The 25,916-nt window shown below is 63.8% G+C and carries 26 protein-coding genes; 11 read left to right on the top strand and 15 right to left on the bottom strand.

What is annotated here, in order from left to right; genetic code table 11:
• Positions 1 to 4: 4 nt before the first annotated feature.
• The gene (gene amn, locus GQA94_RS00440; RefSeq protein ID WP_158186203.1) at positions 5 to 1,477 is read left to right on the top strand and encodes an AMP nucleosidase; all 1,473 of its coding nucleotides are present in this window, start codon (positions 5 to 7) and stop codon (positions 1,475 to 1,477) included.
• A gap of 104 nt (positions 1,478 to 1,581) precedes the next feature.
• Here the strand turns inward: amn and GQA94_RS00435 are convergent, their stop codons facing one another.
• From GQA94_RS00435 to GQA94_RS00415, 5 genes are all read right to left on the bottom strand, one after another.
• Entirely contained in the window at positions 1,582 to 2,154 is a 573-nt protein-coding gene (locus GQA94_RS00435) for a HupE/UreJ family protein (RefSeq protein WP_158186202.1), read from the bottom strand.
• A gap of 29 nt (positions 2,155 to 2,183) precedes the next feature.
• Complete coding sequence (gene ureG, locus GQA94_RS00430) at positions 2,184 to 2,798, bottom strand: urease accessory protein UreG (RefSeq protein ID WP_158186201.1); 615 nt, start codon at positions 2,796 to 2,798, stop codon at positions 2,184 to 2,186.
• A gap of 90 nt (positions 2,799 to 2,888) precedes the next feature.
• Complete coding sequence (locus GQA94_RS00425; protein WP_158186200.1) at positions 2,889 to 3,566, bottom strand: urease accessory protein UreF; 678 nt, start codon at positions 3,564 to 3,566, stop codon at positions 2,889 to 2,891.
• The gene (gene ureE / locus GQA94_RS00420) at positions 3,563 to 4,063 is read right to left on the bottom strand and encodes an urease accessory protein UreE (RefSeq protein WP_158186199.1); all 501 of its coding nucleotides are present in this window, start codon (positions 4,061 to 4,063) and stop codon (positions 3,563 to 3,565) included. The genes GQA94_RS00425 and ureE overlap by 4 nt, the downstream gene beginning before the upstream one ends.
• A gap of 161 nt (positions 4,064 to 4,224) precedes the next feature.
• On the bottom strand, positions 4,225 to 4,707 hold the full coding sequence (locus GQA94_RS00415; RefSeq protein ID WP_158189986.1) for a GNAT family N-acetyltransferase: 483 nt from the start codon (positions 4,705 to 4,707) through the stop codon (positions 4,225 to 4,227).
• A 304-nt stretch (positions 4,708 to 5,011) separates the two neighbouring features.
• Between GQA94_RS00415 and GQA94_RS00410 the strand changes: the two genes are divergently transcribed.
• The 3 genes from GQA94_RS00410 to GQA94_RS00400 all read left to right on the top strand — a co-directional run bounded on the left by GQA94_RS00410 (position 5,012) and on the right by GQA94_RS00400 (position 8,038).
• Positions 5,012 to 5,884, top strand: a complete 873-nt coding sequence (locus tag GQA94_RS00410) for a DMT family transporter (protein WP_158186198.1) — start codon at positions 5,012 to 5,014, stop codon at positions 5,882 to 5,884.
• 96 nt (positions 5,885 to 5,980) lie between these two features.
• Positions 5,981 to 6,844, top strand: coding sequence for an isocitrate lyase/PEP mutase family protein (locus tag GQA94_RS00405; protein ID WP_158186197.1), 864 nt, complete (start codon positions 5,981 to 5,983; stop codon positions 6,842 to 6,844).
• Positions 6,845 to 6,886: 42 nt separating this feature from the next.
• On the top strand, positions 6,887 to 8,038 hold the full coding sequence (locus GQA94_RS00400) for an MFS transporter (RefSeq protein WP_158186196.1): 1,152 nt from the start codon (positions 6,887 to 6,889) through the stop codon (positions 8,036 to 8,038).
• 19 nt (positions 8,039 to 8,057) lie between these two features.
• Here the strand turns inward: GQA94_RS00400 and GQA94_RS00395 are convergent, their stop codons facing one another.
• Positions 8,058 to 8,780: a TorF family putative porin gene (locus GQA94_RS00395; protein ID WP_158186195.1), complete on the bottom strand. Its 723-nt coding sequence runs from the start codon at positions 8,778 to 8,780 to the stop codon at positions 8,058 to 8,060.
• 302 nt (positions 8,781 to 9,082) lie between these two features.
• Between GQA94_RS00395 and GQA94_RS00390 the strand changes: the two genes are divergently transcribed.
• Positions 9,083 to 9,349 carry a DksA/TraR family C4-type zinc finger protein gene (locus GQA94_RS00390; protein WP_158186194.1) on the top strand — a complete coding sequence of 89 codons (267 nt, stop codon included), beginning with the start codon at positions 9,083 to 9,085 and terminating at the stop codon, positions 9,347 to 9,349.
• A gap of 35 nt (positions 9,350 to 9,384) precedes the next feature.
• On the opposite strand, the gene GQA94_RS00385 is transcribed toward GQA94_RS00390, so the two are convergent.
• The 7 genes from GQA94_RS00385 to GQA94_RS00355 all read right to left on the bottom strand — a co-directional run bounded on the left by GQA94_RS00385 (position 9,385) and on the right by GQA94_RS00355 (position 16,555).
• Positions 9,385 to 10,563, bottom strand: a complete 1,179-nt coding sequence (locus GQA94_RS00385; protein WP_158186193.1) for a GAF domain-containing sensor histidine kinase — start codon at positions 10,561 to 10,563, stop codon at positions 9,385 to 9,387.
• Positions 10,564 to 10,668: 105 nt separating this feature from the next.
• Positions 10,669 to 12,141 (bottom strand): NCS1 family nucleobase:cation symporter-1, encoded by a 1,473-nt coding sequence (locus GQA94_RS00380; RefSeq protein ID WP_158186192.1) that lies wholly within the window; start codon positions 12,139 to 12,141, stop codon positions 10,669 to 10,671.
• 416 nt (positions 12,142 to 12,557) lie between these two features.
• Positions 12,558 to 14,258, bottom strand: coding sequence for an urease subunit alpha (gene ureC / locus GQA94_RS00375; protein WP_158186191.1), 1,701 nt, complete (start codon positions 14,256 to 14,258; stop codon positions 12,558 to 12,560).
• Positions 14,259 to 14,407: 149 nt separating this feature from the next.
• Positions 14,408 to 14,713, bottom strand: coding sequence for an urease subunit beta (locus tag GQA94_RS00370; protein ID WP_158186190.1), 306 nt, complete (start codon positions 14,711 to 14,713; stop codon positions 14,408 to 14,410).
• Complete coding sequence (locus GQA94_RS00365) at positions 14,710 to 15,219, bottom strand: GNAT family N-acetyltransferase (RefSeq protein ID WP_158186189.1); 510 nt, start codon at positions 15,217 to 15,219, stop codon at positions 14,710 to 14,712. The genes GQA94_RS00370 and GQA94_RS00365 overlap by 4 nt, the downstream gene beginning before the upstream one ends.
• A gap of 65 nt (positions 15,220 to 15,284) precedes the next feature.
• Positions 15,285 to 15,587 (bottom strand): urease subunit gamma, encoded by a 303-nt coding sequence (gene ureA, locus GQA94_RS00360; protein WP_158186188.1) that lies wholly within the window; start codon positions 15,585 to 15,587, stop codon positions 15,285 to 15,287.
• Positions 15,588 to 15,721: 134 nt separating this feature from the next.
• Positions 15,722 to 16,555 (bottom strand): urease accessory protein UreD, encoded by an 834-nt coding sequence (locus GQA94_RS00355; protein WP_158186187.1) that lies wholly within the window; start codon positions 16,553 to 16,555, stop codon positions 15,722 to 15,724.
• Positions 16,556 to 17,124: 569 nt separating this feature from the next.
• On the opposite strand from GQA94_RS00355, the gene GQA94_RS00350 reads away from it, so the two are divergent.
• The 6 genes from GQA94_RS00350 to GQA94_RS00325 all read left to right on the top strand — a co-directional run bounded on the left by GQA94_RS00350 (position 17,125) and on the right by GQA94_RS00325 (position 22,598).
• On the top strand, positions 17,125 to 17,988 hold the full coding sequence (locus tag GQA94_RS00350) for a branched-chain amino acid ABC transporter permease (protein WP_158186186.1): 864 nt from the start codon (positions 17,125 to 17,127) through the stop codon (positions 17,986 to 17,988).
• Positions 17,988 to 19,016 (top strand): branched-chain amino acid ABC transporter permease, encoded by a 1,029-nt coding sequence (locus GQA94_RS00345; RefSeq protein WP_158186185.1) that lies wholly within the window; start codon positions 17,988 to 17,990, stop codon positions 19,014 to 19,016. Before GQA94_RS00350 ends, GQA94_RS00345 begins: the two co-directional genes overlap by 1 nt.
• Positions 19,009 to 19,776, top strand: coding sequence for an ABC transporter ATP-binding protein (locus GQA94_RS00340; protein ID WP_158186184.1), 768 nt, complete (start codon positions 19,009 to 19,011; stop codon positions 19,774 to 19,776). The genes GQA94_RS00345 and GQA94_RS00340 overlap by 8 nt, the downstream gene beginning before the upstream one ends.
• The gene (locus GQA94_RS00335; RefSeq protein ID WP_158186183.1) at positions 19,763 to 20,470 is read left to right on the top strand and encodes an ABC transporter ATP-binding protein; all 708 of its coding nucleotides are present in this window, start codon (positions 19,763 to 19,765) and stop codon (positions 20,468 to 20,470) included. The genes GQA94_RS00340 and GQA94_RS00335 overlap by 14 nt, the downstream gene beginning before the upstream one ends.
• Before the next feature lie 28 nt (positions 20,471 to 20,498).
• Positions 20,499 to 21,650 carry an ABC transporter substrate-binding protein gene (locus GQA94_RS00330; RefSeq protein WP_158186182.1) on the top strand — a complete coding sequence of 384 codons (1,152 nt, stop codon included), beginning with the start codon at positions 20,499 to 20,501 and terminating at the stop codon, positions 21,648 to 21,650.
• 213 nt (positions 21,651 to 21,863) lie between these two features.
• The gene (locus tag GQA94_RS00325) at positions 21,864 to 22,598 is read left to right on the top strand and encodes a sulfite exporter TauE/SafE family protein (protein ID WP_158186181.1); all 735 of its coding nucleotides are present in this window, start codon (positions 21,864 to 21,866) and stop codon (positions 22,596 to 22,598) included.
• Between the two features lie 52 nt (positions 22,599 to 22,650).
• On the opposite strand, the gene GQA94_RS00320 is transcribed toward GQA94_RS00325, so the two are convergent.
• Together GQA94_RS00320 and GQA94_RS00315 are read right to left on the bottom strand one after the other, a co-directional pair.
• Positions 22,651 to 23,790: a catalase family protein gene (locus GQA94_RS00320; protein ID WP_158186180.1), complete on the bottom strand. Its 1,140-nt coding sequence runs from the start codon at positions 23,788 to 23,790 to the stop codon at positions 22,651 to 22,653.
• Between the two features lie 21 nt (positions 23,791 to 23,811).
• Positions 23,812 to 25,683 carry a di-heme-cytochrome C peroxidase gene (locus GQA94_RS00315; protein ID WP_158186179.1) on the bottom strand — a complete coding sequence of 624 codons (1,872 nt, stop codon included), beginning with the start codon at positions 25,681 to 25,683 and terminating at the stop codon, positions 23,812 to 23,814.
• Between the last annotated feature and the right edge of the window lie 233 nt (positions 25,684 to 25,916).

Genomic DNA, 25,916 nt, shown 5'->3' with positions numbered 1-25,916 from the left:
CAGCATGACTCCAGCAGGCGAAACCTTTCGCATAGCCACCAGCGCCGAAGCGGCCGTGGACTACCTTGCCGAGCTGCACCAGGGCGCGACCACGGCGCTCAATCGCGCGCTCAAGCGTTACGTGACCAGCCGCACCGAGCCGGGCGCCGATGAGCGCAGTCTGTTCCGTTACCCTCAGCTACGGCTGACCTATGAATGCCACGGCGAGGTGCCGGCGTCCACGCGGGCCTATGCCAAGGTGCAGGCGCCGGGCGTGTACAGCGTGACGGTGACTCATCCGAAGGCCTTTCGCAGCTATCTGCTCGATCAGTTGCGACCGTTGATGAAGGACTTCGGGGTCAAGGTCGAGGTGGGCATCAGCGACCGCAACATTCCCTATCCGTACGTGATCGAGCAGGGCGATGAGCTGGCCGGCACCGGTGTGACCGCGGCGGAACTGGCGCGGGTATTCCCCAGCACCGATCTGTCGGCTGCCACCGACGACATCGCCGACGGGCTCTACGATTGGGAGCATGCCGATCCCTATCCGCTGGCGCTGTTCGACGGCGCGCGGGTGGATTTCTCCCTGCGTCGTCTGGTGCATTACACCGGCAGCGATTGGCGGCATGTACAGCCGTGGATCCTGCTGACCAACTATCACCGCTACGTCGATCAGTTCATCCGCTACGGCCTCGACATGCTGCGCGATGACTCCCGTTTCGTGCGGATGGTGCTGCCGGGCAACGTGATCATCGAACGCGGCATGGAAGAGGGCGAAGCCCAGGCCATCATTGGCAGCGTGCTCTGGCACCGCTACCAGATGCCGGCCTACCACCTGATTGCCGGCGACGGCGATGGCGTCACCCTTGTGAACATTGGTGTCGGCCCGTCGAACGCGAAGAACATCACCGATCACCTGGCCGTGCTGCGACCGCACTGCTGGCTGATGATCGGCCACTGTGGCGGTTTGCGGCAGTCGCAGTCGATCGGCGACTACGTGCTGGCCCACGCCTACATGCGTCGCGACGGCATTCTGGATCGGGTGCTGCCGCCGCATATCCCGTTGCCGGCGCTGGCCGAAGTGCAGCAGGCACTGCAGGAGGCCGCCGCGCAGATCACCGGCGACAAGGGCGAGGCGTTGAAGAAGCGGCTGCGCACCGGCACCGTGCTGACCTACGACGACCGCAACTGGGAGCTGCGCTGGGCGCAGGAACGGCCGTTGATCAACCTCTCGCGGGCCGTGGCGGTGGACATGGAAAGCGGAACCATCGCCGCCCAGGGTTACCGTCTGCGGGTGCCCTACGGGACGTTGCTGTGCGTTTCGGACAAGCCGCTGCACAGCGAGATCAAGCTGCCGGGTTCGGCCAATGCGTTCTATGAGCGTGCCGTTACGCAGCATTTGAAGATCGGTATTGCCGCGCTCGATCTGTTGCGCAGCCAGCTCAACTCGCTGCACTCGCGCAAGCTGCGCAGCTTCGACGAACCGCCGTTCCGGTAGATTCGCGATCCCTGCGCTGGAACAAAAAAGCCCGACGCGTGTTCGGGCTTTTTTTTTGTTCAGCACTCAGGTGCTGTGAGGCCTACGTGGCAAGGGACGATGCCTCATGCGGCCAGCAGCCAGGCGCCGGTCAGGGCCGAGGCAAGGCCTGCCAGGCGCACCAAGGGCGCGGCGGCGTGGGGCAGGTAGCGGGCTACGGCGTAGCCCGCCGCATGCAGCGCGGCCGTGGCGACGACAAAGCCTGCGGCATAGCCCCAGGGACTGGACAGCGCAGGCAGCTCCAGGCCGTGGGCGACGCCATGGCTGAGGGCGAACAGCGCGGTCAACGCCGTCGCGACCGCCAGCGGCGGACGCACCGCCAGTGCGACCAGCAGCCCCAGAGCGAGCACAGAACCGGCGATACCGGTCTCCATCAAGGCGATTTCGATCCCGGCGAAGCCGAGCAGCCCACCGAACAGCATCGTTGCGACGAAGGTCAGGGGCAGTGCCCAGCGGGCCTTGCCCTGCTGCTGGGCTGCCCAGAGTCCGACCGCGAGCATCGCCAGCAGATGGTCGAGTCCGAACACCGGGTGAGCGAGGCCGGCCATGACGCCGGAGTGATCGTGACCGGCGTGGGCGAAGGCCAGGGCCGGGCTGGCAAGCAGAGTGATGGCCAGCAAGGTTTTGCGCAGGTTCATGGTGTGGCTCCTTTCAAAAAATAATGGGGTCAGGCGGCGCTGAGCATTCCCTGTTTCTCGATGAAGGCGATGATCTCGTCGAGGCCCTGACCAACTTTCTGGTTGCTGAAGACGAAGGGCTTGTCGCCGCGCATCTTGCGGGTGTCGCGGTCCATGACCTCGAGCGAGGCGCCGACCAGGGGCGCCAGATCGACCTTGTTGATCACCAGCAGGTCGGACTTGCAGATGCCGGGGCCGCCCTTGCGCGGCAGCTTGTCGCCAGCGGAAACGTCGATGACGTAGATCGTCAGGTCGGACAGTTCGGGGCTGAAGGTGGCGGAGAGGTTGTCGCCGCCAGATTCGACGATGATCAGGTCGAGGCCTGGGAAACGCCGGTTGAGTTGATCGACCGCTTCGAGGTTGATCGAGGCGTCCTCGCGGATCGCGGTGTGCGGGCAGCCCCCGGTTTCGACGCCGATGATGCGTTCGGGCGCCAGGGCTTCGTTGCGCACGAGGAACTGGGCGTCTTCCTGGGTGTAGATGTCGTTGGTCACCACGGCGAGGTTGTAGCGCTCGCGCAGGGCCAGGCAGAGGGCGAGGGTCAGCGCGGTCTTGCCGGAGCCGACCGGACCGCCGATGCCGACGCGCAGGGGTTGGGTACTCATCGATGTTGTCCTATGGCAGTTGAAGAGGAGGGCGAATGGCTTCGCCGACGTTCGAAACGGGTCGTGCTCGACGCAAAACGGTCGGGCCGTTCATGAGCGGAACAACCGGCTGTATTGACGCTCGTGCGTCATGCTGGTTAACGCCAGCCCGAAAGGGGCGCTGCCCCAAAGGGCCGGCTCCAGGGTGCGGCTGGCGTGCTGGGCCTGCTGCAACACGGGCAGCAGGTCGGACGTCATGCGTTGGGCCGCCTGCTGGCCGAGCGGCAGTGTCTTCATCAGCACCGCCAACTGGTTTTCCAGCCAGCCCCAGAGCCAGGCGCCGAGCGCGTTATGTGGGGCAATGCCCCAGGCCCGTGCGGCCAGCGCCCAGCCCAGCGCCAGTCCGGGTTCGTCGATACGCTCGAAAACGTCGCGAGCCGGGGCGTCCAGTTCCGGAAGGTTGCTCAGCAGCTGCTTCAGCGAGTAGCCCATCTGCCGGCTTTCCAGCCGCAGTTCGCGCGTCTCGCGGCTGGCCCTGTGACAGTCGGCCAACCGCGTCAGCTCGTCCCAGTCTTCAGCGGCGGCGGCTTCGCAGTGCGCCAGCAGCAGCGGCGCTTCGAAGCGTGCGAGGTTAAGCCGCAACTGGTCTGTCAGCCAGCGACGCGCGCTGGACTCGTCATGCACAAGGCACTGCTCCACGGCCAGCTCCAGGCCTTGCGAGTAGCTGTAACCGCCAATCGGCAGTTGAGGGCTGGCGAGGCGCAGCAGCGCAAAGGCCGACGGGTTCACCGACGCACGCCGAATTGATGCAGGCGCGGCGCATAGCTGAATTCGGCGTCGCCGGCGTGGGAGTGGTGATGACCGCCGCCGTAGGCGCCGTGCTCGGGCTGGAACGGCGCCTCGATGGCTGCGACCTGGGCGCCGAGCTGCAGCAGCATGTCCTTGAGCACGTAGTCGTCGAGCAGTCGCAGCCAGCCATCGCCGACTTGCAACGCGACATGACGGTTGCCCAGATGATAGGCCGCGCGTGTCAGCTCGAACGCGCTGCTGCAGGTGACGTGCAGTAGTTTTTCGGCGCGGGCACGGACCACGACGATGCGGCCATCCTGGGCTTGCAGGCATTCGCCGTCATGCAAGGGCGGCTGGCCGCGTTCGAGAAACAGGCCGACTTCTTCGCCCTGGCTCGTGAAGCAGCGCAGGCGCGATTTGCTGCGCGCCTCGTAGGTCAATTCCAGTTCGGCGTCGTGGTTGGGGCAGGCGGTGGTGCGGTGATGAATGACCAGCATGGGAAGTTCCGGTTGTACCAATGGGTACAAGCAGAGCAAGGCCCTTGCCAACCTGGGCGTCGGCGCAACAGGCGGGCTGCGGCGGCATCGTGCATGAAAATGGGGCTCGATCTGTCCCCTGCTGGTGCACTCGTAGAGAGAATGCACCTTTATGGTGCGTTTCAGTGAAGCGGGCGCACCATATAAAGGGCGGGGATCTGGTAGCTGGCCAGGTTGCTCGCTTGCGGCGGGTCCAATTCGGGATGCGCGGCATAGCCGAGACGGGCCCAGAAGGCTTCCGAATCCTGAACCGAGACCAATGCCGAATAACGCAGTTGCTGAGCGCGCGCCTGCTCCAGATTCTTGCGCACCAGTGCCGGGCCAATGCCGCGACCGCCGGCGCGAGAGGCGACGGCCAGGTCGTGCAGGTACAGGCAGTCGGCTTCGGCGTGGGGCTGGAACTCGCCATCGAGCGGCGTCACCTTGCCGACTCGCGAATGATAGGCGAAGAGGTAGGCGCAGACGCCGAGGGCATCTTCGGCGACCCAGGCCAGTTGTGGGCACGCCTCGAAACGGGCACGGATCACCGCTTCGTCTTCGAGAACCTCGGCGGCATAGGATTCTTCCTGAATCGACATCACGGCAGGTATGTCGCGCACCTGCATCGCTCTCAACTTGAACATCTGAAACGCTCGACGGAATCGGGTCGTCTGAACGACCGCAACGGGCCGGCGATCATACGCGATCGGCGAAACAAGCGTGAGCCCGCCGACGGAGGGCTGAGGCGCAGCGCCGTGCGCTATGGTCGACGCTTGCGAGCACGTCTGCACGGAGCCCCGCGTTTCCGGCGCGCCGTGGCGCTGTACGGCTGGCGCGCGGTTGGTCGATCAACGTCACGTTGCGACTGACGCCAGCCGATTTTGCGGGCATAATTCCTTAGGTTGCTACCTATTGTCGCGGTCGTCCTCCTTGAACAACTCACATCATCCCCTGCTTGGCGTCCTGCTCATTCTGCTGTCGTGCCTGATACTGGCTACGCACGATGGGCTTTCCAAGCACCTCACGCAGCTTTACCCGGTGTTCCTGGTGATCTGGGCGCGGTACATGGCGCAGACGGTGCTGATGTTCACGCTGTTCACGCCGCGCATGGGGCGTCGGGTGTTCCATACGCTGCGGCCCTGGTTGCAAGTGTGTCGTGGCCTGAGCCTGGTCTGCGTCAGCATGCTGTTCATCAGCGGCCTGGCCCACATTCCGCTGGCCGAAGCCACGGCGGTGATCTTTCTGACGCCGCTGCTGGTGACCATCGCCTCGGCGCTGCTGGGCGAGCGGGTCAGCTATAGCCAGTGGTTGGCGGTGGGCTGCGGCCTGCTCGGCGTGCTGATCATCGTGCGGCCGGGCGGGGCGCTGTTCACCCCGGCGATTCTGCTGCCCTTCGGCGCGGCGGTCAGTTTTACGCTTTACCAACTGATCACTCGCCGGCTCAGTGCCACTGATCATCCGGTGACCAGCAATTTCATCACCAGCCTGGTCGGCAGCCTGGTGATGAGCGTGCTGGTGGTTTTCAACTGGCAGACGCCGACCCTGCACGACGCCGTGATGATGGCGGCGCTCGGGGCGATGGCGATGAGCGGGCATCTGCTGCTGACCAATGCGTTCAGGTTTGCCAGTGCCGCGACGCTGGCACCGTTCACCTACGCGCAGATCATCTTCGCCGGGGTGGTGGGCTTCTTCGCCTTCGACCATGTGCCGGACGTTGGCGCGATCACGGGCATGGCGGTGATCATCGCCAGTGGCCTGTGCATGGCTTATGTACAAGGGCGCCAATCGCGTCCGCAATCGTGAAACATCGCGGATGTGTCGTCGGACCCGCCGCGCAGCTTCCAACACTGACCGAACAAGGGCGACTCGACCCTTGCGTGCGCTTTATCAGGAAAACACATGCAACGTATTTCTCATCATTCCCTGCGTAACGAATTCCGCCGACTGCTGGCTTCGGATCGCTGTTATCACACCGCATCGGTATTCGACCCGATGTCGGCCCGCATCGCCGCCGATCTCGACTTCGAGGTTGGCATCCTTGGTGGTTCGGTTGCCTCGCTGCAGGTGCTGGCCGCGCCGGACTTCGCTCTGATCACGCTCAGCGAATTCGTCGAGCAGGCGGTGCGCATCGGACGGGTCACACGCCTGCCGATCATTGCCGACGCCGACCACGGTTACGGCAACGCACTCAACGTCATGCGTACCGTGGTCGAACTGGAGCGCGCCGGAATCGCCGCGCTGACCATCGAAGACACCCTGTTGCCGGCGAAATTCGGCCGCAAATCCACCGACCTGATCGGCATGTTCGAGGCGGTCGGCAAGATTCGCGCGGCGCTGGAGGCGCGCATCGATCCGGCGCTGGCCATCATCGCGCGTACCAACGCCGGAGTGATCGGGCTGGAAGAGGTGATCGCGCGTGTTCAGGCCTACGAGGCGGCCGGAGCCGACGCCATCTGCCTGGTAGGGCTCGAGGATTTCGACCAGCTCGAGCGGGTCGCCGAGAAGCTCAGCGTGCCGTTGATGCTGGTTACCTACGGCAATCCGCGGCTGCGCGACAACGAGCGGTTGGCTGCGCTCGGCGTGCGCATCGTGGTCAACGGCCACGCCGCCTACTTCGCCGCGATCAAGGCGACCTACGACTGCCTGCGCGAGCAACGTCAGATCGATGCCTCGGACCTCAACGCCTCGCAACTCTCGGTCAAGTATTCGACCGCCGAGGAATACATGGTCTGGGCCGAGGACTACATGCAGGTCAAGGAATAACCGCTGCCGGCTCGCCGCCTTCCACCGCCCTCTGGAGATCCGATGAATCCACGTCTGCTGACCTTCATGGTGGCGTTCGCCGCGTTCCTCGGGCCGTTTACCCAGACGGTCTACGCACCGATCCTGCCGGAGCTGGGGGCGGCGCTGGCGACCACGCCGCTGCTGATCAATCTCAGTATCTCGATCTTCACGTTCGTGCTGGCGTTCATGCAGATCGTCTACGGGCCGCTGGTGGATCGGCGGGGCCGCAAGCGCATCCTGCTGTTGGGCCTGGCGATCTTCGTCGGTGCGTCGCTGGGGTGCTTCATGGCCCCGAACATCGAGCTATTGCTGGTGTTCCGTGCGCTGCAGGCGGTGGGCATCGCCGCGGGCGCGGTGGTTGCGGTCACGGTCATCGGTGACCGCTTCGAGGGTGCCGAGCGTGGTCGGGCGATGGGCTCGTTCCAGATGATGGTGGCGCTGGGGCCGGTCGTCGGCCCGGTGGTCGGCGGCTTCATCGGCGAGCACGTGGATTTTCACTATGTGTTCCTGCTGCTGGCCGCCGTCGGCGCGCTGGTATTGGTGGCCAACGCGCTCTGGCTACAGGAAACGCGCCCTGCCGGGGAGGCGCCCAGAGCGTTTCACCTGACCGAATACCGGGACGTGCTGCGCAACCGCCAGGGGTTGGCGATCATGCTGCTGAGCTTCGTTCAGTACTACGCCTTCTATAACTATCTGGTGTTCATGCCCCGCGTGCTGGATACCACGTATGGCCTCAGTGCCAGCGAGAAGGGCCTGGTGTTTTTGCCATTGTCGATCGCTGTGGTGATCGGCAGCTTCGTCGGCGGCCGGCTGCTGGGCCGCTGGAAACCCCGGCCCGCGCTGGTGGTGACGGCCGGGTTGAATGCGCTGAGCGTGCTGCTGTTCTTGGGTGTGGCCCAATGGTCGCTGGCGCTGCTGGTGCTGGCGGCCAGCGCCTTCGGCCTGTTCCTCGGCCTGTCGCTGCCGGTCCAGACCAGTCTGCTGATGGACCTGTACCCGCATAACCGCGCCACTGCCGTGGGCAGCTACAACTTCTTCCGCTTCATGGGCATGGCCGTCGGCCCGGTGCTGGGGTCCTGGTTGTACCAGGACGGAAATCTGGGTGTGCTGTACGGCTTCGCGACGGTGGCGTTCGTGCTGGCCGTGCTGCATGCGCGGATGCGGTTCCGCTAGCGGCGCATGCGCGCCACGGTCAGAACAGCGAGCGCTGGGCCTTGAACACGACAAAGCTTTCGCAATAGGCGTTCTGTCCGGAGTAGACCCCGCATTGGGGGCCGCTCAGGCTGGAATCGGTGTAGGTCAGGTCCAGATGCACGCCCAGCAGCGGACGGGACAGATTCAGCGACCAGTCGTTGAATGCGCGCACGCTGCCGCCAGGGTGGAAGCGCGGATCGTCCATCGAGTGATTGGCGTACTTCAGGCGCACCCCGACATCCAATGGCTGAATCGAGCCCAGCTCCAGGAACAGCGTGCTGTCAGTGCGCCCCGGCGCGCTGCGCAGGGCGCCACCCAGCCGGCTGCCGGCCAGGTTGATGCCCGCGTAGTATTCATGGCGGTCGCGGTTTTCCAGTTCGGGAAAGCTGTAGCGGATCACGCCCAATTCGAAGCCCGGGGTGTCGTCGATCAGCGGCTGGGCGAACCCGACATAGGTGTTCAGCTCCAGCGGGCGACCTTCCAGAATGCCCATGCTGGGCGCCCATTGACCCACGTACAGGCCGCTGGTGTGCGTCAGGTCCAGTCCACCCCGAAAGGTGCTGCCAGCCGTTGGGCTGACCAGCCCTTGAGCCATGCTTCGGGTGGGCGCCATGCCGAGCTTCAGGTCGAACTGCCCGACTTCGCGCTCGACGACCTGCGGTTGACTGGCGCATCCACCAAGGGTGAGCAACATGGCCGTCGCGAGGAGTTTTTTGTTCATACACCGGGTCACGGATGGATTAGTCATGCAAGCCGCTCGGTGGCGACCGCCTGGGGCAAGGCCGATCCAGAGCGCCTGAGGGCGGTTCTGCTGCTTGCTGGCCTGATCAATCGGAGGGAGGGTAGTCGATGCGGCCCGGCGCAGACCTCCGTTCGTCGTTTTGACGCCAGCCCAACGACAGGCGGTGCCGGGTTGTTGGCGACCCATAATGGTGCCGGGCTTCTGGCGTACTGAACGGCCCGCTCGCGCGCTGTTCAAATATCCAGAGATCCAGCACTGCTTCAGGCAGACGGGAGGTTGCGATGGCCACGGGGTGGGCAAACGAAGGCGCCGTACAAGAGCAGATCGACAGCACCATCGAAGACGCGGTGCAGCGAGCGCGTAGCCGATTGGGGCGGGGCGAGAGCCTGACGCACTGCGAGGAATGTGGTGTCCGGATTCCCGAGGCGCGGCGGCAGGCGGTTCAGGGCGTGCGGCTGTGCGTGAAGTGCCAGGCCGAACAGGACCGGCAGGATGCGCAATTCAGCGGCTATAACCGTCGCGGCAGCAAGGACAGCCAACTGCGCTGATCGCCGCGCGGTCGGCCGGAACCGGGCTGCTCGCGCTACGCGCCGGTCGGCATGCTGAATACAAAGGTGGTGCCGGCTTCGGCCGATGAGCGTGCCTGCATGCTGCCGCCGTGCGACCGCGCGATTTCATTGGCGATGAAGAGCCCCAGGCCCAACCCGGACTGGGTATCGGACGATCCGCGCCAGTACGGTTTGAACAGCTGGCCGAGACGTTCCGGCGGAATCGGCGTGCCTTGGTTGTTCACCGACAGCACGAAGCGTCCAGCCTCGATGCAGGCGCAGACCCGGACTCGGCCGCCTGATGCGCCATGGGTCAACGCATTGGCCAGCAGGTTGGACAGCAATTGCGCCAGCCGGTCCGAATCGCAGCGGACCAGATCGACCGGGGCGATGTCGGCCTCGATCCACCGTTGTGGATAGGCGTTCTGCATTTCCGAGACGATGTGGCGCAACGTCTCGTGCAGCGTATCGCACGGGCGAATGTTCAGCGGAATGCCATTGCCGAGCCGACCCCGGGCGAAATCCAGTACATCGTCCACCAGTCGGGACGCGCGTCGCGTCGCGGTGAGCATATGGTCGGCGATGCCCAGAACGGCCGGGTCCTGGCTGCGCCGCTGCAGCAGCTGTGCACCCGACATGATCGACGACAGCGGGTTGCGCAGGTCGTGCCCGAGCAGGGCGATGAATTGCTCGCGCACTTCGGCCGTCTGCTGTGCGTCCAGCAGTGCCGCTTCGGTCGCCTCGAAGTGCTCTTCGGCCTCGAGCTGGATGGCCAACAGTTTCGCGAATGACTCCATCATCGCCTGGGTGGTGACGTGCGCCAGATCGGCCGGCAGCGGGTCGAGCGCACAGACGGTGCCGAAGAAACTGCCATCGGTGCGGAATACCGGCGTCGAGATGTAGCTCTGGAACCCATACAACCTGGGCGTATGGTGGTCGCAGTAGCGTGCGTCTTCGCTCACCTTGCTGATGATGATGGTGTCGTGTGAGGCGTGGATTTCGTGGCACAGCGTCGTGGTCACGTCCAGCTCGCCACCGACCTGAAGGCCGAAGTCGATCCGGTCGAGCACTGCGCACGCCGTCCATGAGTCCGCGGTGACCCGCGCCACGGCGGCGAAGCGTAATCCGGTGGTCTCGCAGATGACCTGAAGGATGGCGGGTACGGCGTTGATGCGGCTGATGGCCGAGATATCGTCGGTTACCGATGGGCTCATGCGGAGGGATCTTGGCGGCGCGTCATGTCGGGTGCGCACTTTATCATGGCGTAAATACCAAACCGAATCGGGCCGACCAGCTCGCCGGCCCGTTCGTTGAGCGCGTCAGGGCTGGGTCGTGAGCGGCGGCGTCGTGCTCGTCGGCAGGCTGTGCTTGCGCATCAGCAGGTAATGCACGACGGCTCCGAACAGTGCGCCAAGCAACCAGGCGAAGCCCGACAGGCTTTCCAGTCCCGGCGTCCAGACCGAGGCGACGGAGAATACCGAACTGATGCCAAACGCGATGATCGCCTTGCGGTTCCAGCCGGCGTTGAAATAGTAGGTCGAGCCGGGTGTGGCGCAGAAGAGTTGCTGCACGTCCAGCCGTTGCCGGCGGACCAGGTAGTAGTCGGCCACGATGATGCCGTATAGCGGCGCCAGCACCGCGCCCAGCGTATCGACGAAGGCCGCGATGCCGACCGCGCTGATGAACGACACCCACAACGCGCCGATGAAAAACGCGATGGCGGCGGTGATGTAACCGCCGGTCCGCGCGCTGATGTGCGCCGGTGCCAGGTTGGCGATGTCATAGGCGGGCGGGATGAAGTTGGCCACCAGGTTGATGCCGACGGTGGCGGCGAAGAAGGTGATCGCGGCGATCAGCGTGAGGCCGACGTTGTCGATTCGCGAAACGATATCGGTGGGGTTGGTCAGCGTCTCGCCGAACACCACCACGGTGCCGGCGGTGATAACCAGGGCTATCAGCGAGAAAACCGCCAGGCTCACCGGCAGACCGAGAAAATTGCCGATGCGCATCTGCCGCTCGTTTTTCACGAAGCGTGCGAAGTCTCCAAAGTTGATCACCACCGCCGCGAAGTACGCGACCATCGTGCCGACCACGGCGGCGAAGGCGGCGACTGGGCCACCGGCATAGCTGCCCGTGCCGCTGAAGATGCTGCCAAGGGCGCCGGCCAGGCCCGGCCCGGCCTGGTAACAGATGGCGATCATCATCGCGATCATTACCAGATAGACCAACGGGCCGGCCCAATTGAGGAAGCGCGTGACCCAGTCCACACCGCGCACGAACAACGCGACCTGGAAGACGCAGACGAGCACATAGGCGATCCAGTCGATGGTCGTCAGGCCCAGCAACGTAGCCTCCGAACCGGGCCCGACCAGCGTGCGGATCAGCAGCGCTACTGCGGTCGAGGCAAAGTAGGTCTGCACGCCGTACCAGAAAATCGCCACGACGCCTCGTACCACCGCTGGGAAGTTTGCGCCACGCACACCCATGCTGGCGCGAGCCATGACCGGGAACGGGATGCCGTACTTGACGCTGGGTCTGCCGGTCAGCTGCACCAGGCCCATGACGATGAAGCCTGCCAGTACGATCCCTGCGAGTACCGCCCAGCCATTGAGGCCGTAGCTGATGAACAGCGTTGCGGCAAGCGTGTAGCCGAACAGGCTCTGGATGTCGTTGGACCAGACATTGAAGATTTCGAACCAGCCCCATTTCCGCTTGGCGGGGGCGAGCGGGGCGAGGTCGGCATTGTAGAGGCTGGGGTCGATCTGCTTGATCTGGAAGTCGTCGTTATTCATTGGAGGGCGCTCGGTGCAAGACTGTTGCTGGTTTTTGTATGCAGTTCTTGTTCCGCATTGGCGCAGAGCCCATGCAGGCCGAGGCGATTCGCAACGCCAGATCAGCCCTCGACATCCCGAAAGCATAGCCCCCTCGGGGCGGCCTGCTATGGAAATTTGTATACAAAGCAGCGAGGCGAGCGGCGTGTGCACGGCGTCGGTCAGGTAGCGGTATGCACCGGTCGATGACACAAAAAATCGTTATGCCCCAGACAGGTGCGCCGGTAGGCCTTTGTTGGCGCGGGTTGCCCTGATTCCGGGGCGCTGCCGAGTGGGTCGAAACCTGCCTCGAGGTTCGTCCGGCAGGGCGCCGGATGGGTTCTGCGCAGCGGTTGGGCGCGGCGGCGCGAGGTGAAAGTCGCTCCGCCTGGCGGGTGTCAGAACAGGAAATAGCGCTGCGCCATTGGCAACACCTCGGCGGGTTCGCACCAGAGCAGTTGGCCATCGGCCCTGACCTGATAGTTCTGCGGGTCGACCTGGATGTCCGGGGTGTAGTCGTTGTGAATCAGGTCTTTCTTCTGCACCGAGCGGCAGCCCTTGACCACGCCGATTTTCTTTTTCAGCCCCAGTTGCTCTGGCACGCCGGCATCGAAGGCGGCCTGGCTGATGAAGGTGAAACTCGAGGCATGCAGCGAGCCACCGTAACTGGCGAACATCGGTCGATAGTGCACGGGCTGAGGCGTCGGGATCGAGGCGTTGGCATCGCCCATCAGGCTCGCGGCGATGGCGCCGCCCTTGAGAATCAGCGTCGGCTTCACACCGAAGAAGGCCGGGCGCCAGAGCACCAGGTCCGCCCATTTGCCGACCTCGATCGAGCCGACTTCATGGCTGACGCCGTGAGTGATGGCCGGATTGATGGTGTATTTGGCGATGTAGCGCTTGGCGCGGAAATTGTCGTTGCCAGCGCCATCGCCCGGCAAGGCGCCGCGCTGCTTCTTCATCTTGTCCGCGGTCTGCCAGGTGCGGGTGATGACCTCCCCGACACGGCCCATGGCCTGACTGTCCGAACTGATCATCGAGAACGCGCCGAGGTCGTGGAGGATGTCTTCGGCGGCAATGGTTTCGCGGCGGATGCGGCTTTCGGCGAAGGCGACGTCTTCGGCAATGCTCGGGTCGAGATGGTGGCAGACCATCAGCATGTCCAGGTGCTCGTCGATGGTATTGCGCGTGAAGGGCCGGGTCGGGTTGGTCGAACTTGGCAGTACGTTGGCAAAACCACAGGCCTTGATGATGTCCGGTGCATGGCCGCCGCCCGCGCCTTCGGTGTGATAGGTGTGAATGGTGCGGCCCTTGAACGCGCCGAGGGTGGTTTCGACGAAGCCGGACTCGTTGAGGGTGTCGGTGTGGATCGCGACCTGTACGTCGTACTGGTCGGCGACCGAAAGGCAGTTGTCGATGGCGGCCGGGGTGGTGCCCCAGTCTTCGTGCAGCTTGAGGCCGATGGCGCCGGCCTTGACCTGCTCGATCAGCGGCTCGGGCAGCGAAGCGTTGCCCTTGCCGGTGAAGCCGATGTTCATCGGGAAGGCCTCGGCGGCCTTGAGCATCATCGCCATGTGCCAGGGACCGGGCGTGACCGTCGTGGCGTTGGTGCCCGTGGCCGGGCCCGTGCCGCCGCCGATCATGGTGGTGACGCCGCTCATGAGGGCTTCTTCGATCTGCTGCGGGCAGATGAAATGGATGTGCGAGTCGATGCCACCGGCGGTGAGGATCATGCCTTCGCCGGCGATGACTTCCGTCGCGGCGCCAACGGCGATGGTCACGTCCGGTTGAATGTCCGGGTTGCCCGCCTTGCCGATGGCCGCGATGCGACCATCCTTGAGCCCCACATCGGCCTTGACGATGCCCCAGTGGTCGAGGATCAGGGCGTTGGTGATCAGCGTATCGACAACGTCAGCGGCGCACAGCTGCCCCTGGCCCATGCCGTCGCGGATCACTTTGCCACCGCCGAACTTCACTTCTTCGCCGTAGGTCGTGAAGTCTTTCTCGACTTCGATCCACAGTTCGGTATCGGCCAGGCGCACCTTGTCGCCGACGGTGGGGCCGAACATGTCGGCGTAGGCTTGGCGGGAAATTTTCATGACCTGTTCCTGTTCCTATAGGGCGCCACGCGCACCTGGGGTAGTACATGGGCGAATGGATTCGCCTCCAGGGTGATCTTTCGGCCATCGGCAGTGGCCTTGCTGTCGCAGGGGCCAATGGGTGCGTCGGGCATCGTCACGGCGCAGTGCTACAGCGCCCCCATCACCCGTCCGGCGAAGCCGAACACCCGGCGATCTCCGGCCAGTTCGACCAGCTCGACGTCGCGGCTCTGGCCCGGCTCGAAGCGCACGGCGGTCCCGGCCGGAATGTTCAGGCGCATGCCGCGCGCGGCGGCGCGGTCGAAGGTGAGCGCGTCGTTGGTTTCGAAAAAATGGTAATGCGAGCCGACCTGGATCGGCCGGTCGCCACTGTTGGCGACCTTGAGCGTCAGCGTCTGGCGACCGGCGTTGAGCTCGATCTCGCCGCTCTGGATCTGGTACTCACCTGGAATCATGGGTTGGACTTCCTGTTCAGGGTCAGTTGCATCATCGTCAGGTCCAGCCAGCGACCGAACTTGCAGCCAACCTGGCGCATCTGTCCGACGTGGATGAAGCCAAGCTGCTGATGCATGTGAATCGAAGCGCGGTTCTCGCTTTCGATGAAGGCGATCATCACGTGCCTTTCCAATTGCCGGGCGCGTTTGATCAGCGCCTGCATCAAACTGCGGCCGATGCCGCTGCCGCGATGGCCGGGGCCGACGTAGACCGAGTTTTCGACGGTATGGCGAAACCCATCGTGGGGGCGCCATGGTCCGAACGAGGCGTAGCCGGCTACCTGCTGCTGGTCGTCAATGGCCACGAGCACGGGGTAGTGCTGGGCGTGCCGTTCGGCCAGCCAGGCGCGGCGATTGTCCAGGTCGACGACATTGTCGTTCCAGATGGCCGTGCTGTTCTGCACGGCATCGTTGTATATCTGCAGGATGCCTTCCAGATCGGCGTCCTGGGCGTCACGTATCTGCACGGTGAAAATCCTTCAAGCGGTTTGGGTCGTCACGGCATTGGCCGCAACAGACATTGACCTCTTTTTCACGGGATTGGTTGATGCACGGTGACCAGCTTGGTGCCGTCGGGGAAGGTCGCTTCCACCTGAATCTCGGGGATCATCTCCGGCACGCCTTCCATGACCTGTTCGCGGCTGAGCAGCGTGGTGCCGTAGTGCATCAGCTCGGCAACTGTCTGGCCGTCGCGGGCGCCTTCAAGCAGCGCGGCGGAGATATAGGCCATGGCTTCCGGGTAGTTGAGCGTCAAGCCGCGCGCCAGCCGCCGCTCGGCTACCAGGCCGGCGGTGAAAATCAGCAGCTTGTCCTTCTCTCTCGGGGTGAGGTCCATCGCGTGCTCCATTCGTGAGGTGGGCTGTGATCCTGCCCACCGAATCAGTCAATGTCCGGTGAAAACGGGTGCAGGTTTCCACCTGCGGGTGCGTTGCGTGGGCGGGGAGGCGGCGACGCCTTGCCCACCGGGTATCAGGTGCTCCAGATTCGCGGCGGCACTGCCTCGCGGCCCAGCAGCGCCGGGCGCAACAGGCGCCACAGGTCGATCAGCCAGGCGCGGGCGTGTAGCGCTTCGCTGGCCAGGCAGCGGCCGACCACCAGCCCCGGCAGTTGGGTCAAGTCGCCTCGTACCTGGCCGCCGAGCGCACGGCAGCGTTCCATCAGCGGTGCGTCGATCTCCCCGCTGACGATCAGGGTGGCGAACACCGGTTGGCCATCGAGCCCGATCGGCGAGTCGAGCAAGCCGTCGTCGCCGATCACGCGCTGGCGCTCATGCCAGAGCAGCTCTCCGTCGCGCGTGATATCCAGACGAGCCTGGAAGTGGCCGGCATCGAAGCGTTCGCCGCTTGCGGGTCGACCCAGCGCGATGATGTCCCAGTAGAACAGCCGGGCGTCGCCTTGCAGCGTTATTCGGGTGTCGAGTTGTGCCTGCGCCGCGGCGTATACGATGGTTTCCTGTGGCAGCCATTCGAGCGTGGCGCCGGCGTCCACTCGAAGGGTCAACGTCTGATGGGCCGGGCCCGTCGAGCGATACCATTTGGCCGCTCCGGGACTGGTCAGTTGAGCCCAGGCCTGGCTGCCGACCTGGACGTCGATATTCAAGTGGTCGCCGCCCGCGATGCCTCCCGGCGGGTGGACGATGATGTGCTGGCACACGGCAGGCCCTTCCGCATACAAGTGCTTTTGAACGCGCAGCGGGCCGCTGTGGCGTCTCAGCACCGGCCGCGTCGTGTCGCCCAGCCGGGCGTAGCCGAGCTGGAGTTCGGCGTGCCAATACGGCGTGAAAACAGAAGGCGCTGCGGTCATCGGTCAAAGGGCTTCGCGGGATCGTTAGCCTGACCGAGCAATTCCCGTGCCTTTTGCGCTATGGCGGTGCGCCTTGGCCTTCGTTGGCTCGCTGACGAGGGCCAGCGGGACCCCGGTGGTATAGCGCGCTCGGCGCGCCATGCACCTTTATGGTGCGGATGTACAGGTTGGGGAAATAAATGGCTTAAGTTGGTGCGTCGGCGTGCCTGGTACCGTTCCGCTCGCCGTCGCCGTCGCCGTCGCCGTCGCTGCCATGCGCATTTGCGCGACCCGTGTCTTCGCTCAAGTCGCACCGCATCGCGAGACGCTTACCGTGATACCCCTTCTAGCAGGCCGACCGATGGGTCACAGATATGGCCATGCGCCAGCATCACTCTGCTTTATGGACCTCTATCTCTTCTGAACGGCTCGTTTGACGAGCCTGTCGGTCGATGCCAATGTCAATCCCGCGAGCCGCCGACGCTTTGCCTGAGCGGCTGCAGGCAAGCGCCGGGCAGCGTTATCGCGGTGGCCGGTGCAGCCCGCCAGAGGTGGTACCCATAACAACAAGATCCATGGAGGCGCCGCATTTGAACCTATTGTTTCAGCAAGTGCTCAACGGCCTGACCCTGGGCAGCATCTACGGTCTGGTTGCCCTGGGCCTGACGCTCGTCTACGGCATTCTGCACATCCCCAACTTCGCGCATGGCGCGCTGTATATGGTCGGCGCTTTCGCTTCGTACTACTTCATGACCGACATCGGGCTGCACTATTGGGTCGCCATGGTGTTGTCCGGGCTGGTGGTGGCGGCGCTGGCGGTGATTTCCGAACGGCTGGTGTTCCATCCGTTGCGCAATGCGCCTCCCATCCACGACAAGATCGCCGCGATCGGCATTCTGCTGTTTCTCGAAGCGGTGGTGCAGATGCTCTGGGGGTCGGATTTCCGGCGCATGGCCTCGCCCTATGGCGGCATCCTCAACTTCGACGGCTTGATCATTCCCGAGCAGCGCCTGCTGATCATCGTCGGCGCCTTCACGCTGATGCTGGCGCTGCACCTGTTCCTGCGAAAGACCATGATCGGCTCGACCATCATCGCCATGGCGCAGAGCCGTGAGGGCGCGTTTCTCGTCGGTATCGACGCCAACCGCGTGGCGATGCTGACGTTCGCCATCTCCGGGATGCTGGCCGCCTTCGCCGCGACGCTTTATGCGCCGATCAACCTGGTGTATCCCGCGATGGGCCACCTGGTGATCATGAAAGCGTTCGTAATCATTGTGCTCGGCGGGATGGGGAGCATTCCCGGGGCCATCCTCGGCGCGATGATTCTTGGCTTCGCCGAGAGTTTTGGCGGCTTCTACCTGTCCTCCGACTACAAGGACATCATCGCCTTCACGCTGCTGGTGGTGATCCTCTCCTTCCGACCCACCGGACTGTTCGCCAAGGGGGCCCACTGATGCATCGCTTAGCATCCCTGCTCACCAGCCGCGGCAGCAAGCTGTTCCTGCTGGCCTGCGCACTGGCCTTCCCGCTGTTCGCCAAGAGCGAGTATCAGGTGTACGTGATGGCGAGCGCCTTCATCTGGGCGATTGCGGTCTACGGCCTGAACATCATCACCGGTTATTGCGGCCAGTTGAACCTGGCCCACGGCGGCTTCTTCGCCATCGGCGCGTACACGCTGGCGATCCTGACTGCCGATCACGGCTGGAATTTCTGGCCCGCCTTCGTCGCCGCCGCCTTGGTGGCTGCGGCCATCGGTGCGTTGGTGGGGCTGGTCTCGCTGCGGCTGAAGGAGCATTTCTTCGCCATCTTCACGCTCTGCGTCGGCTTCATCATTTACCTGCTGATCGATAAGTGGGAAGAGCTGACGCACGGTGCCATTGGTATTCGCGGAATCGCGGCGCCGGACGGCCTGGGCTTGGTCGACTTCAGCCAGACGGTGCCGTTCTACTATCTGGCGCTGGTGTTCCTGGTGTTGGCGATCTGGTTCGCAGGCCGGTTGGCATCCTCGCTACTGGGCCGGACCTTCATGGCGATCCGCAACGGCGACGCCCTGGCGCAGTCCCTGGGCATCGATCTGATGCGTAACAAACTCCTGGCCTTTGTCCTGTCGACCACCTATGCCGGTGTCGCCGGGGCGCTCTATGCCTCGATGATCCGTTTCATCGGGCCGGAAGAAGCCAACCCCAATCACACCTTCGACATGATCACCTACTTGCTGGTGGGCGGTTTCGGGACCTTGTTCGGTCCGCTGGCCGGCACGGTGGGCGTCGTCTGGATCACGCAGTCCCTGCAGTTCCTCGAGGACTACCGAATGATCATCTTCGGCCCGCTGATCGTGGTGCTGGTGATCTTCATGCCGCGCGGCGTCATCGGTACTTTCCTCGGTTGGAAGCTGCGCAAGGACGCCGAGGCGGCACGGGCCATGGAGCCGCGTGCAGCCGTCAAGGTCACCCCAGCCAAAGAGGTGAACAACAATGCTTAAGGTCGAAAACCTGACCAAGATGTTTGGCGGGCTGGCGGCGGTACATGACGTCAGCGTCGAGTTCGAGGCGCGCAAGATCAACGCCATCATCGGGCCGAATGGCGCTGGCAAGAGCACGTTCTTCAACCTCATTTCAGGTGTGCACAAGCCGACATCGGGGCGCATTCTGATCGACGGCCACGATGTTTCGCGGATGCGTTGCGACCACGTGGCGCGACTCGGTGTCGGCCGCACCTTTCAGACCACGCATCTGTTCGAGCAGGCCACGGTGCTGGATAACCTGATCGTCGGTCATCGCCTGCGCACCCGTTCCGGGTTGTGGGACGTGCTGATCAATTCCCGCCGCTTGCAGCGCGAAGAGCGCGAGTGCCGCGAGAAGGCACGCGCCGCGCTGGACTTCGTCGGGCTGGCGCACCTGGAACACCGCGTGGTGCTGGACATCTCCCAGGAAGAGCGCAAGCGCGTGGCATTCGCCCTGGCCTTGGCCACTGAGCCGAAGCTGGTGTTGCTCGACGAGCCGGCAGCCGGGGTGAACCCGGAGGAGACCGAGGGCCTTGCCCGACTGATCCGCAAGATGGCCGAGCATGGGCTGACCGTGTGCCTGATCGAGCACAAGATGGACATGATCATGGGGCTGGCAGACAAGATCATGGTGCTCAACTATGGCGAGAAGATCGCCGAAGGCACGCCCGCCGAGATCAAGGCGAACCCGGCCGTCATCGAAGCCTATCTGGGGAGCGACTACGATGCTGCAGCTTGAGCGTGTCGACGTCTGCTACGGCAGTTTCAAGGCCCTGACCGAAGTCTCGATGAGCGTCGGGGCGGGCGAGCTGGTGGTGCTGCTCGGCGCCAACGGTGCGGGCAAGACCACGTTGTTCAATACCATCAGCGGGCTACTCAAGCCGACCGCGGGCAGCATCACGCTGGAAGGGCGGCGCATCGATGGGCTCAAGCCCTCCGGCCTGGTGGCTGCCGGCGTGGTGCATTGCCCCGAGGGCCGCAAGCTCTTCCCGCAGATGTCGGTCTCGCAGAACCTGGCGCTTGGTGCCTATCTGCATCGGCGCGATGGCGAGGGCAACAAGCGCAATCTGCAGGAAGTGCTCGATCTGTTTCCGATTCTTCACGACAAGCGACACCAGCCGGCGGGATCGCTGAGTGGCGGCCAGCAACAGATGGTCGCGATCGGCCGGGCGCTGATGAGCCGTCCGCGCCTGCTGATGCTCGACGAGCCTTCGCTCGGCCTGGCGCCGCTGGTGGTCAATCAGATGTTCGAGGTGATCACGCGCATCAATCAGTCCGGCACCAGCGTGTTGCTGGCCGAGCAGAATGCATTCGCGGCGTTGAAAATCGCTCACCGGGCCTACGTCATCGAAGGTGGCAGCCTGGTGATGGAGGGGGACCAGCAGGCCATGCTCGGCAACGAAGCCGTGCGCAAGGCCTACATCGGCGCCTGATTCAGTCGTAACCCAGGAGAAAACAACAATGAAAACGCTCAAAGCGCTTGGCATGGCGGCATTCGCGACCCTGGCCGCGGCCCAGGTCGGCGGCGCTCACGCCGAGCAGACCCTGAACATCGGTTTTACCGGCCCGCTCAGTGGCGGCGCCGCGCTCTACGGGGAAAACACCTTGTCGGGCCTGCGCATGGCGGTCGAGGACGTGAACGAGGCGGGCGGCATCAAGGTGGGCGACGAACGCTACAGGGTCAATCTCATCAGCCTGGACGACAAGTATTCGCCGAGCCAGGCAGCCACCAATGCCAAGCGTCTTGTGAAGGAGTCCAAAACCGCGGCGGTGTTCGTTCCGCATACCGGCGGGGTGTTCGCCTTGCAGGACTTCAACGTCGCAGACGACTTTCTGCTCATGGCTTATACCAGCGTTCCCTCGGTGACCCAGCAGGGCAATCCGATGACCGTGCGCATCCCGCCGGAGTTCACCGGCTACGTCGATGCCTTTTCCGACTATGCGCTCAAGCATTACGGCAACAAACTCGGCATCGCCGGCGCGACTCACGAGTACGCCAAGATCTGGACAGACATGATGACCAAGGCCTGGGAGCAGAAGGGCGGTGAGATCGTCGCCAGCAATCCCATGGACTACAACAAGTCGACTGATTTCTACACCGGCGTGAGCCGTGTGATTGCGTCGAACCCGGACGTGATGTTCGTCGGCGGCGCCTCGGAGCCCACCGGTCTGGTCATGCAGCAGGCGCGTCAAATGGGCTTCCAGGGCGGCTTTATCGTCATGGACCAGGCCAAGCTGGACGAGATTGCCTTGGTGACGGGCGGCCTGGATCTTCTTGAAGATTCCATCGGCGTCGTGCCGCTTTCGGAGTACGACAGCGAGATTGCCAAGGTCTTCGTGGATCGTTATCAGAAAGCCCACGGCAAGGTGCCGGGTTCCGAGGCCGCCTATAACTATCTGGCCTTCCATGCCATGGCCAAGGCCATGGAGTTGGCCGGCAGTACCGAGCCGCAGCAGGTCCGCGCAAAAATGGCCGAAGCCATCGAGCAGATGGATCCGAAGTTCAACCTCTACTCGATCCAGGGCATCACCGAGGATGGCGGCTTCATCACGCCAACTACCATGGCCGTGGTGGAAAACGGCAAGATCGTGCGCAAGCAGATCGGCGAGTAGCCACTTCAGGCCGCCATGTCGGCCGCTCCGAGCGTTCCCATGCGCCGCGTGGGAACGCAACCCTGGTGACGCGCCGGCGAGTCGGTGGGCCACGCTCTTCCCTTTGACGTCCTACCGCTACGGTGGCTGGCTTGCCGGCAGGAGCCAGCTGGCCCTGTCGCATGGGCCGCTGCGAGCATAGGTTGACGGGTCGTTACGCGGTGGAGCCGCCGAATGTTCGTATGGATCGCTTTTGGCGCGGGGTTGGTGCGAGGCTATAGCGGCTTCGGTTTCGCGATGCTGCTGGCGCTGGGGTTGCTGACGCGCCTCCCGCCGGGGCAGGTGGTGCCGGTCGCGTTGATGCTGGATCTGGTTTGCTCGATTACGCTCTGGCCTGCAGCCCTGCGCGGCTTTCACGTGGCGATCGGTAGCCGCTTGATCATCGGGATGCTTATCGCCGTGCCGCTGGGCGCCTGGCTGCTGCGGATGGTGCCGGCCCAGTGGATGGCACCGATCATCGCCCTGCTGTGCCTGGCAGGTGGTCTCATGGTGCTCTATCGGCCATCCGTGGCGCCTGCGGACGGACCCCGTACGAAGGGCGCCCTGACCGCCGGGCTTGCCTCGGGGCTGGCGATGACCATGGCATCGGCAGGTGGTCCTCCACTGATTCTCTATCTGCTGCGTAGCGGATTGAGCGCGGCGCATCTGCGAGGCACGGCGATCCTGTTCTTTGTCGCGAGCAGCGGCTGCGCGCTGCTCGGGCTGTGGTTGTTCGGCGTTGTCGGGTATCAGCACGTGGCGCTGGCTGCGTCTCTAGTGTTGCCAGCGCTCGCCGGCAACCTTGCCGGACAACTGCTGCACCGCTACTGGCAACCGTTGCCGATGCGGATCGTGATGGGGGTCATCCTGGTGCTGACCTCGACCGCCATGCTGTGGCGAAGCCTGGCTCGGGCGCTTGCGGCGGCATGATCTCTGTGGACCGAATCGGGTCGGTCCTGGCTGGTGCTCCGGAGGCGGGCCTTCACTGAGCGGCGCCATTGCGCTCTGCTCGGTACGCGCTGATCGCCTCGTAGACCGATTTTCTCAGCCGGTTGATGCCGCCTACCGGGCGGTGGTCCGGCAGCGCATGCCAAGGGTTGAAGGACAGGTTGTCACAAGCCAGGTTTTGGCCGCGGCTGTCGAAATCCTGGGCCGGCAGGCGAATGTCCGCGACCGTTTCGAATGGCGAGACCGACTCGTCCCATTCGATGCTGGTGTCTTCGATGGGCATGTAGTAGGCCGGATTCTGACGCTGCACTTGAAGCTGAAAGCAGGCCGGGGCGCGGTCCAGCGATAACTGGCGGTACAGCGCGCTGCGCAGGAAATTGGGCAGGTCGCGGTTCTGCTCCGGCAGTTGATAAGCCGGGCACTGCTCGGGCGTCGGGATCACGCGGTACTTGATATTGTGTGGTCCCAGCTTGTACGGGGCCACCGAACTGTAGGTCGTGGCAACAGGGCTCTCCGGTGCCGGCGCAAGGGTTTCCAGCGCGATGAGCAGATGGCGCAATTCCCAGCTACGTGGGTCGGCGTCCGGAAAGAAGGCCAGGATTTTCTTTCCCTCGGCCTGCGCCGCGAAATTGCGCCGATATTCGGCCACGTCGCGCACGAAGAACACGGGATGGTTGAACATCACGAAGTCCTGCTCGCGGGCATGGCGAGGATCGCGGGTGAGCTTTTCCCCCGGCACGTCGAGCAGCTTGATGGCCATGCCCCGGGCGTCCTTGATTCTATCGAACTGCGGATACGCATTGCCGTTGGAAAGCCGTACCCAGGCGTGCCAGGTCTTGCCAGGCTCGTTGAACACGCCCTGGCGCAGCGCCACGTCCAGGTCATCACGAACCGTTACTTCTGCCTTGACGCACCCGTGCGCCTTGGCATGTGCGTCGCGCAGCACGCGGGTGTTTTCATTGTGCTGCTCGACAACGGCGATTGCGTTTTCGATGATCGCCTGGGTGTCGGCGGCCTCGGTTGGGGCGATCACTTCTTCGGTGGAAACAGGTCCGCTGTACTGATAGTGGTAAACCAGTACGCCGACACCCCAGGCAGCCAGTGCTAAGGCGGACACGGCGATGAGCAAACGACCGAGAAAGCGGCCGAGCCAGAGCCAGAATGTCTTGAGCATACAGAAGTCCTTTTGCGCAGGTCAGTGACAGGTAGGGCCCGGGTTGTAGGGGTGAGGCTCTATATCTGCCAACCGGGATTCGAAACGCGTATCGCCGAGGACCTTGAGGTATTCCACCAGTGCCCACCGCTCGTGCGGCTCCAGTGCCCGTCCGATCACCCCGTTGCCGCGGCAGCCGGCTCGAAATTCATGGCCACGGTTGCCGTTGCCAATGATCGAGGCGTCGAGCAGGAAACCACCCTTGAACTGTTCCGTGCGAAGGCCCACGTGCTTGGGATCGTATTCACGGTTGCCGACCCAGAAGGTCGTCTGTCGCTCGGCCACGGGTGACAGCAGCTGGAACAGTGTCGGTACCGATCCGTTGTGCAGATAAGGCGGTGTCGCCCAGATGCCGTCGAGTGGGCGCGCCTTGTAGCCGCGTAGGGCCTGCACGCCGATTGGCAGGCCGAAACCGTCGAATTCGGCGCGCTCATCCGGGCCGATGCCCGCGTCACGGTAGGCACGGTCTTGGACGTAGGCGGTGATATAAGCCAGACCCGTGGCGCTGGACATCTCGCTCAGGTCCAGCGGGCCGGGCGACTTGCCGAACAGACGCACATTCAGCCGGTCGAGCTCGGCCTGGGTCCAGCCCAGGCGAGTCAGATCGAAGCGATGGTCGGCGATGTTGTCGGCGGTGGTTGGGTCGGTGCCGACAACGGAGGTGGGTACCACCTGCATGCGCCACTCCGGATTGCGGTTCGGGGCGAAACGCTTGCCGATCGCCTTGGGCGCGGCGTCGTGGCAGTGCGAGCAGTTCTCTGCATACAGCGCGCGGCCAAGGCTCGCCTGATCGAGATCGATCTTGCCAAGTACCTCTTCGGGCCAGCGCGGAGGCGTCAGCCGCATGAGCGTGGTTTCCAACGTATGGAGATCGCGTACGCGAACACCGGCGCCATAGCGTTCGGCCTCGGGCACCGGCTGGCCATTTTCCTGAAGCAGATGCAACGTGGCGCCGACCCCCAGCGCTTCTCCGATATTGCGCGCCATTGGTTGCATCGCCGAGCCGTTCCATTGCACCCAGTCGAATTTCCAGATATCCCAAAGCTGCGGATAACTCACCGGTGCGTTGGCGATACGGTAGTTGGCGGGATCGATGGCATCGCCAAATACGCTGTTGGCGATACGGCCAAAGGCATCGGTGCGACCGAATCCTTCCTCGGTTGGGTACAGACCGCGATGCCAATCGTTATAAGCAGTGCCGAGCAGCCGGTCGAGGACCTGCTTGAAGTCCCTGCGTAGCGACTCCCGTCCTTGCTCGTAGCGTTCGCCCAGAACTTCCTGGGCAAACCGTCGGAATTTGACGGGGTTGTAGTAGGTGAACGCCATGCTCATGCCGAGAGCCTGGCCGAAAGAGCCGCCACGGAGCGTCGGCACCGTGGAGGCGAGCGAATGCATCGCGGCGCCGCCGTCGATGCGGATGGCCTGCCCTTTATAACGAAGTTCACCGGTGTGACAGGCTGCGCAGCTTACGTCGAGATAGGCCCGACCCGTTTCGTCATCGACATGACGGGCAAATCCAACGGGCAGATTGCCGGGGTTCAGTGCGCTCGCCTGCTGCCCGGGAGCGACCAGAAAGCCGAATCGCGCCAGGTATTCGGGCGTGGAGAACTTGTTGCGGCCAAAGGGAAGCTCCAGCGCGCGGAACCAGTCGTACTCCAGGCCTTTGACCTGTGTGCCTTGTGGCGTGTAGTAGTAGGTCTGCCGGTCTGCCTCGCTCCATTGGTCGAGGTAGCGAAACCCCTCGGGCGCGTCGTAGCTCGGCAGGTTCGGATAGGCCACGAAATACAACCCGACGCTGGCCGCCAGCACGGCCAGCAGCAACAGCCCAAGCAAGGCTCGTCGCAGCAATCGCATAGGTACATCCTTATAGCGCTAATGGCGAATGCCGCTTTATGGCAGGGTCTTGATGTAATGGCAATACGCCTGCAAGGCGGGCCGGCATATGCCTGGACGGGACAGGCTCCTGACGGGCGCGTCTCGTTACATCGAATTGTCTTATATAAGCAGAGGGAAGTTTGTTTTCATAAATCCGAAAACAAGCGTTGACGTGTGATTCTGAGGGCCTATAATGCGCACCTTCTCCGGCG

This window comes from Stutzerimonas stutzeri (assembly GCF_009789555.1).
GTDB classification, from domain to species: domain Bacteria; phylum Pseudomonadota; class Gammaproteobacteria; order Pseudomonadales; family Pseudomonadaceae; genus Stutzerimonas; species Stutzerimonas stutzeri_R.
The sequence above is the reverse complement of the archived record's forward strand: the minus strand, read 5'-3'. Positions and strand labels throughout refer to the sequence as shown.

Excerpts from the sequence above, each read along its gene's own strand:
- amn (WP_158186203.1), top strand. The coding sequence starts at position 5 with ATGACTCCAGCAGGCGAAACCTTTCGCATAGCCACCAGCGCCGAAGCG.
- GQA94_RS00435 (WP_158186202.1), bottom strand. The coding sequence starts at position 2,154 with ATGAACCTGCGCAAAACCTTGCTGGCCATCACTCTGCTTGCCAGCCCG.
- ureG (WP_158186201.1), bottom strand. The coding sequence starts at position 2,798 with ATGAGTACCCAACCCCTGCGCGTCGGCATCGGCGGTCCGGTCGGCTCC.
- ureE (WP_158186199.1), bottom strand. The coding sequence starts at position 4,063 with ATGCTGGTCATTCATCACCGCACCACCGCCTGCCCCAACCACGACGCC.
- GQA94_RS00415 (WP_158189986.1), bottom strand. The coding sequence starts at position 4,707 with ATGCAGGTGCGCGACATACCTGCCGTGATGTCGATTCAGGAAGAATCC.
- GQA94_RS00405 (WP_158186197.1), top strand. The coding sequence starts at position 5,981 with ATGCAACGTATTTCTCATCATTCCCTGCGTAACGAATTCCGCCGACTG.
- GQA94_RS00400 (WP_158186196.1), top strand. The coding sequence starts at position 6,887 with ATGAATCCACGTCTGCTGACCTTCATGGTGGCGTTCGCCGCGTTCCTC.
- GQA94_RS00395 (WP_158186195.1), bottom strand. The coding sequence starts at position 8,780 with ATGAACAAAAAACTCCTCGCGACGGCCATGTTGCTCACCCTTGGTGGA.
- GQA94_RS00390 (WP_158186194.1), top strand. The coding sequence starts at position 9,083 with ATGGCCACGGGGTGGGCAAACGAAGGCGCCGTACAAGAGCAGATCGAC.
- GQA94_RS00385 (WP_158186193.1), bottom strand. The coding sequence starts at position 10,563 with ATGAGCCCATCGGTAACCGACGATATCTCGGCCATCAGCCGCATCAAC.
- GQA94_RS00380 (WP_158186192.1), bottom strand. The coding sequence starts at position 12,141 with ATGAATAACGACGACTTCCAGATCAAGCAGATCGACCCCAGCCTCTAC.
- ureC (WP_158186191.1), bottom strand. The coding sequence starts at position 14,258 with ATGAAAATTTCCCGCCAAGCCTACGCCGACATGTTCGGCCCCACCGTC.
- GQA94_RS00370 (WP_158186190.1), bottom strand. The coding sequence starts at position 14,713 with ATGATTCCAGGTGAGTACCAGATCCAGAGCGGCGAGATCGAGCTCAAC.
- ureA (WP_158186188.1), bottom strand. The coding sequence starts at position 15,587 with ATGGACCTCACCCCGAGAGAGAAGGACAAGCTGCTGATTTTCACCGCC.
- GQA94_RS00355 (WP_158186187.1), bottom strand. The coding sequence starts at position 16,555 with ATGACCGCAGCGCCTTCTGTTTTCACGCCGTATTGGCACGCCGAACTC.
- GQA94_RS00345 (WP_158186185.1), top strand. The coding sequence starts at position 17,988 with ATGCATCGCTTAGCATCCCTGCTCACCAGCCGCGGCAGCAAGCTGTTC.
- GQA94_RS00340 (WP_158186184.1), top strand. The coding sequence starts at position 19,009 with ATGCTTAAGGTCGAAAACCTGACCAAGATGTTTGGCGGGCTGGCGGCG.
- GQA94_RS00335 (WP_158186183.1), top strand. The coding sequence starts at position 19,763 with ATGCTGCAGCTTGAGCGTGTCGACGTCTGCTACGGCAGTTTCAAGGCC.
- GQA94_RS00330 (WP_158186182.1), top strand. The coding sequence starts at position 20,499 with ATGAAAACGCTCAAAGCGCTTGGCATGGCGGCATTCGCGACCCTGGCC.
- GQA94_RS00325 (WP_158186181.1), top strand. The coding sequence starts at position 21,864 with ATGTTCGTATGGATCGCTTTTGGCGCGGGGTTGGTGCGAGGCTATAGC.
- GQA94_RS00320 (WP_158186180.1), bottom strand. The coding sequence starts at position 23,790 with ATGCTCAAGACATTCTGGCTCTGGCTCGGCCGCTTTCTCGGTCGTTTG.
- GQA94_RS00315 (WP_158186179.1), bottom strand. The coding sequence starts at position 25,683 with ATGCGATTGCTGCGACGAGCCTTGCTTGGGCTGTTGCTGCTGGCCGTG.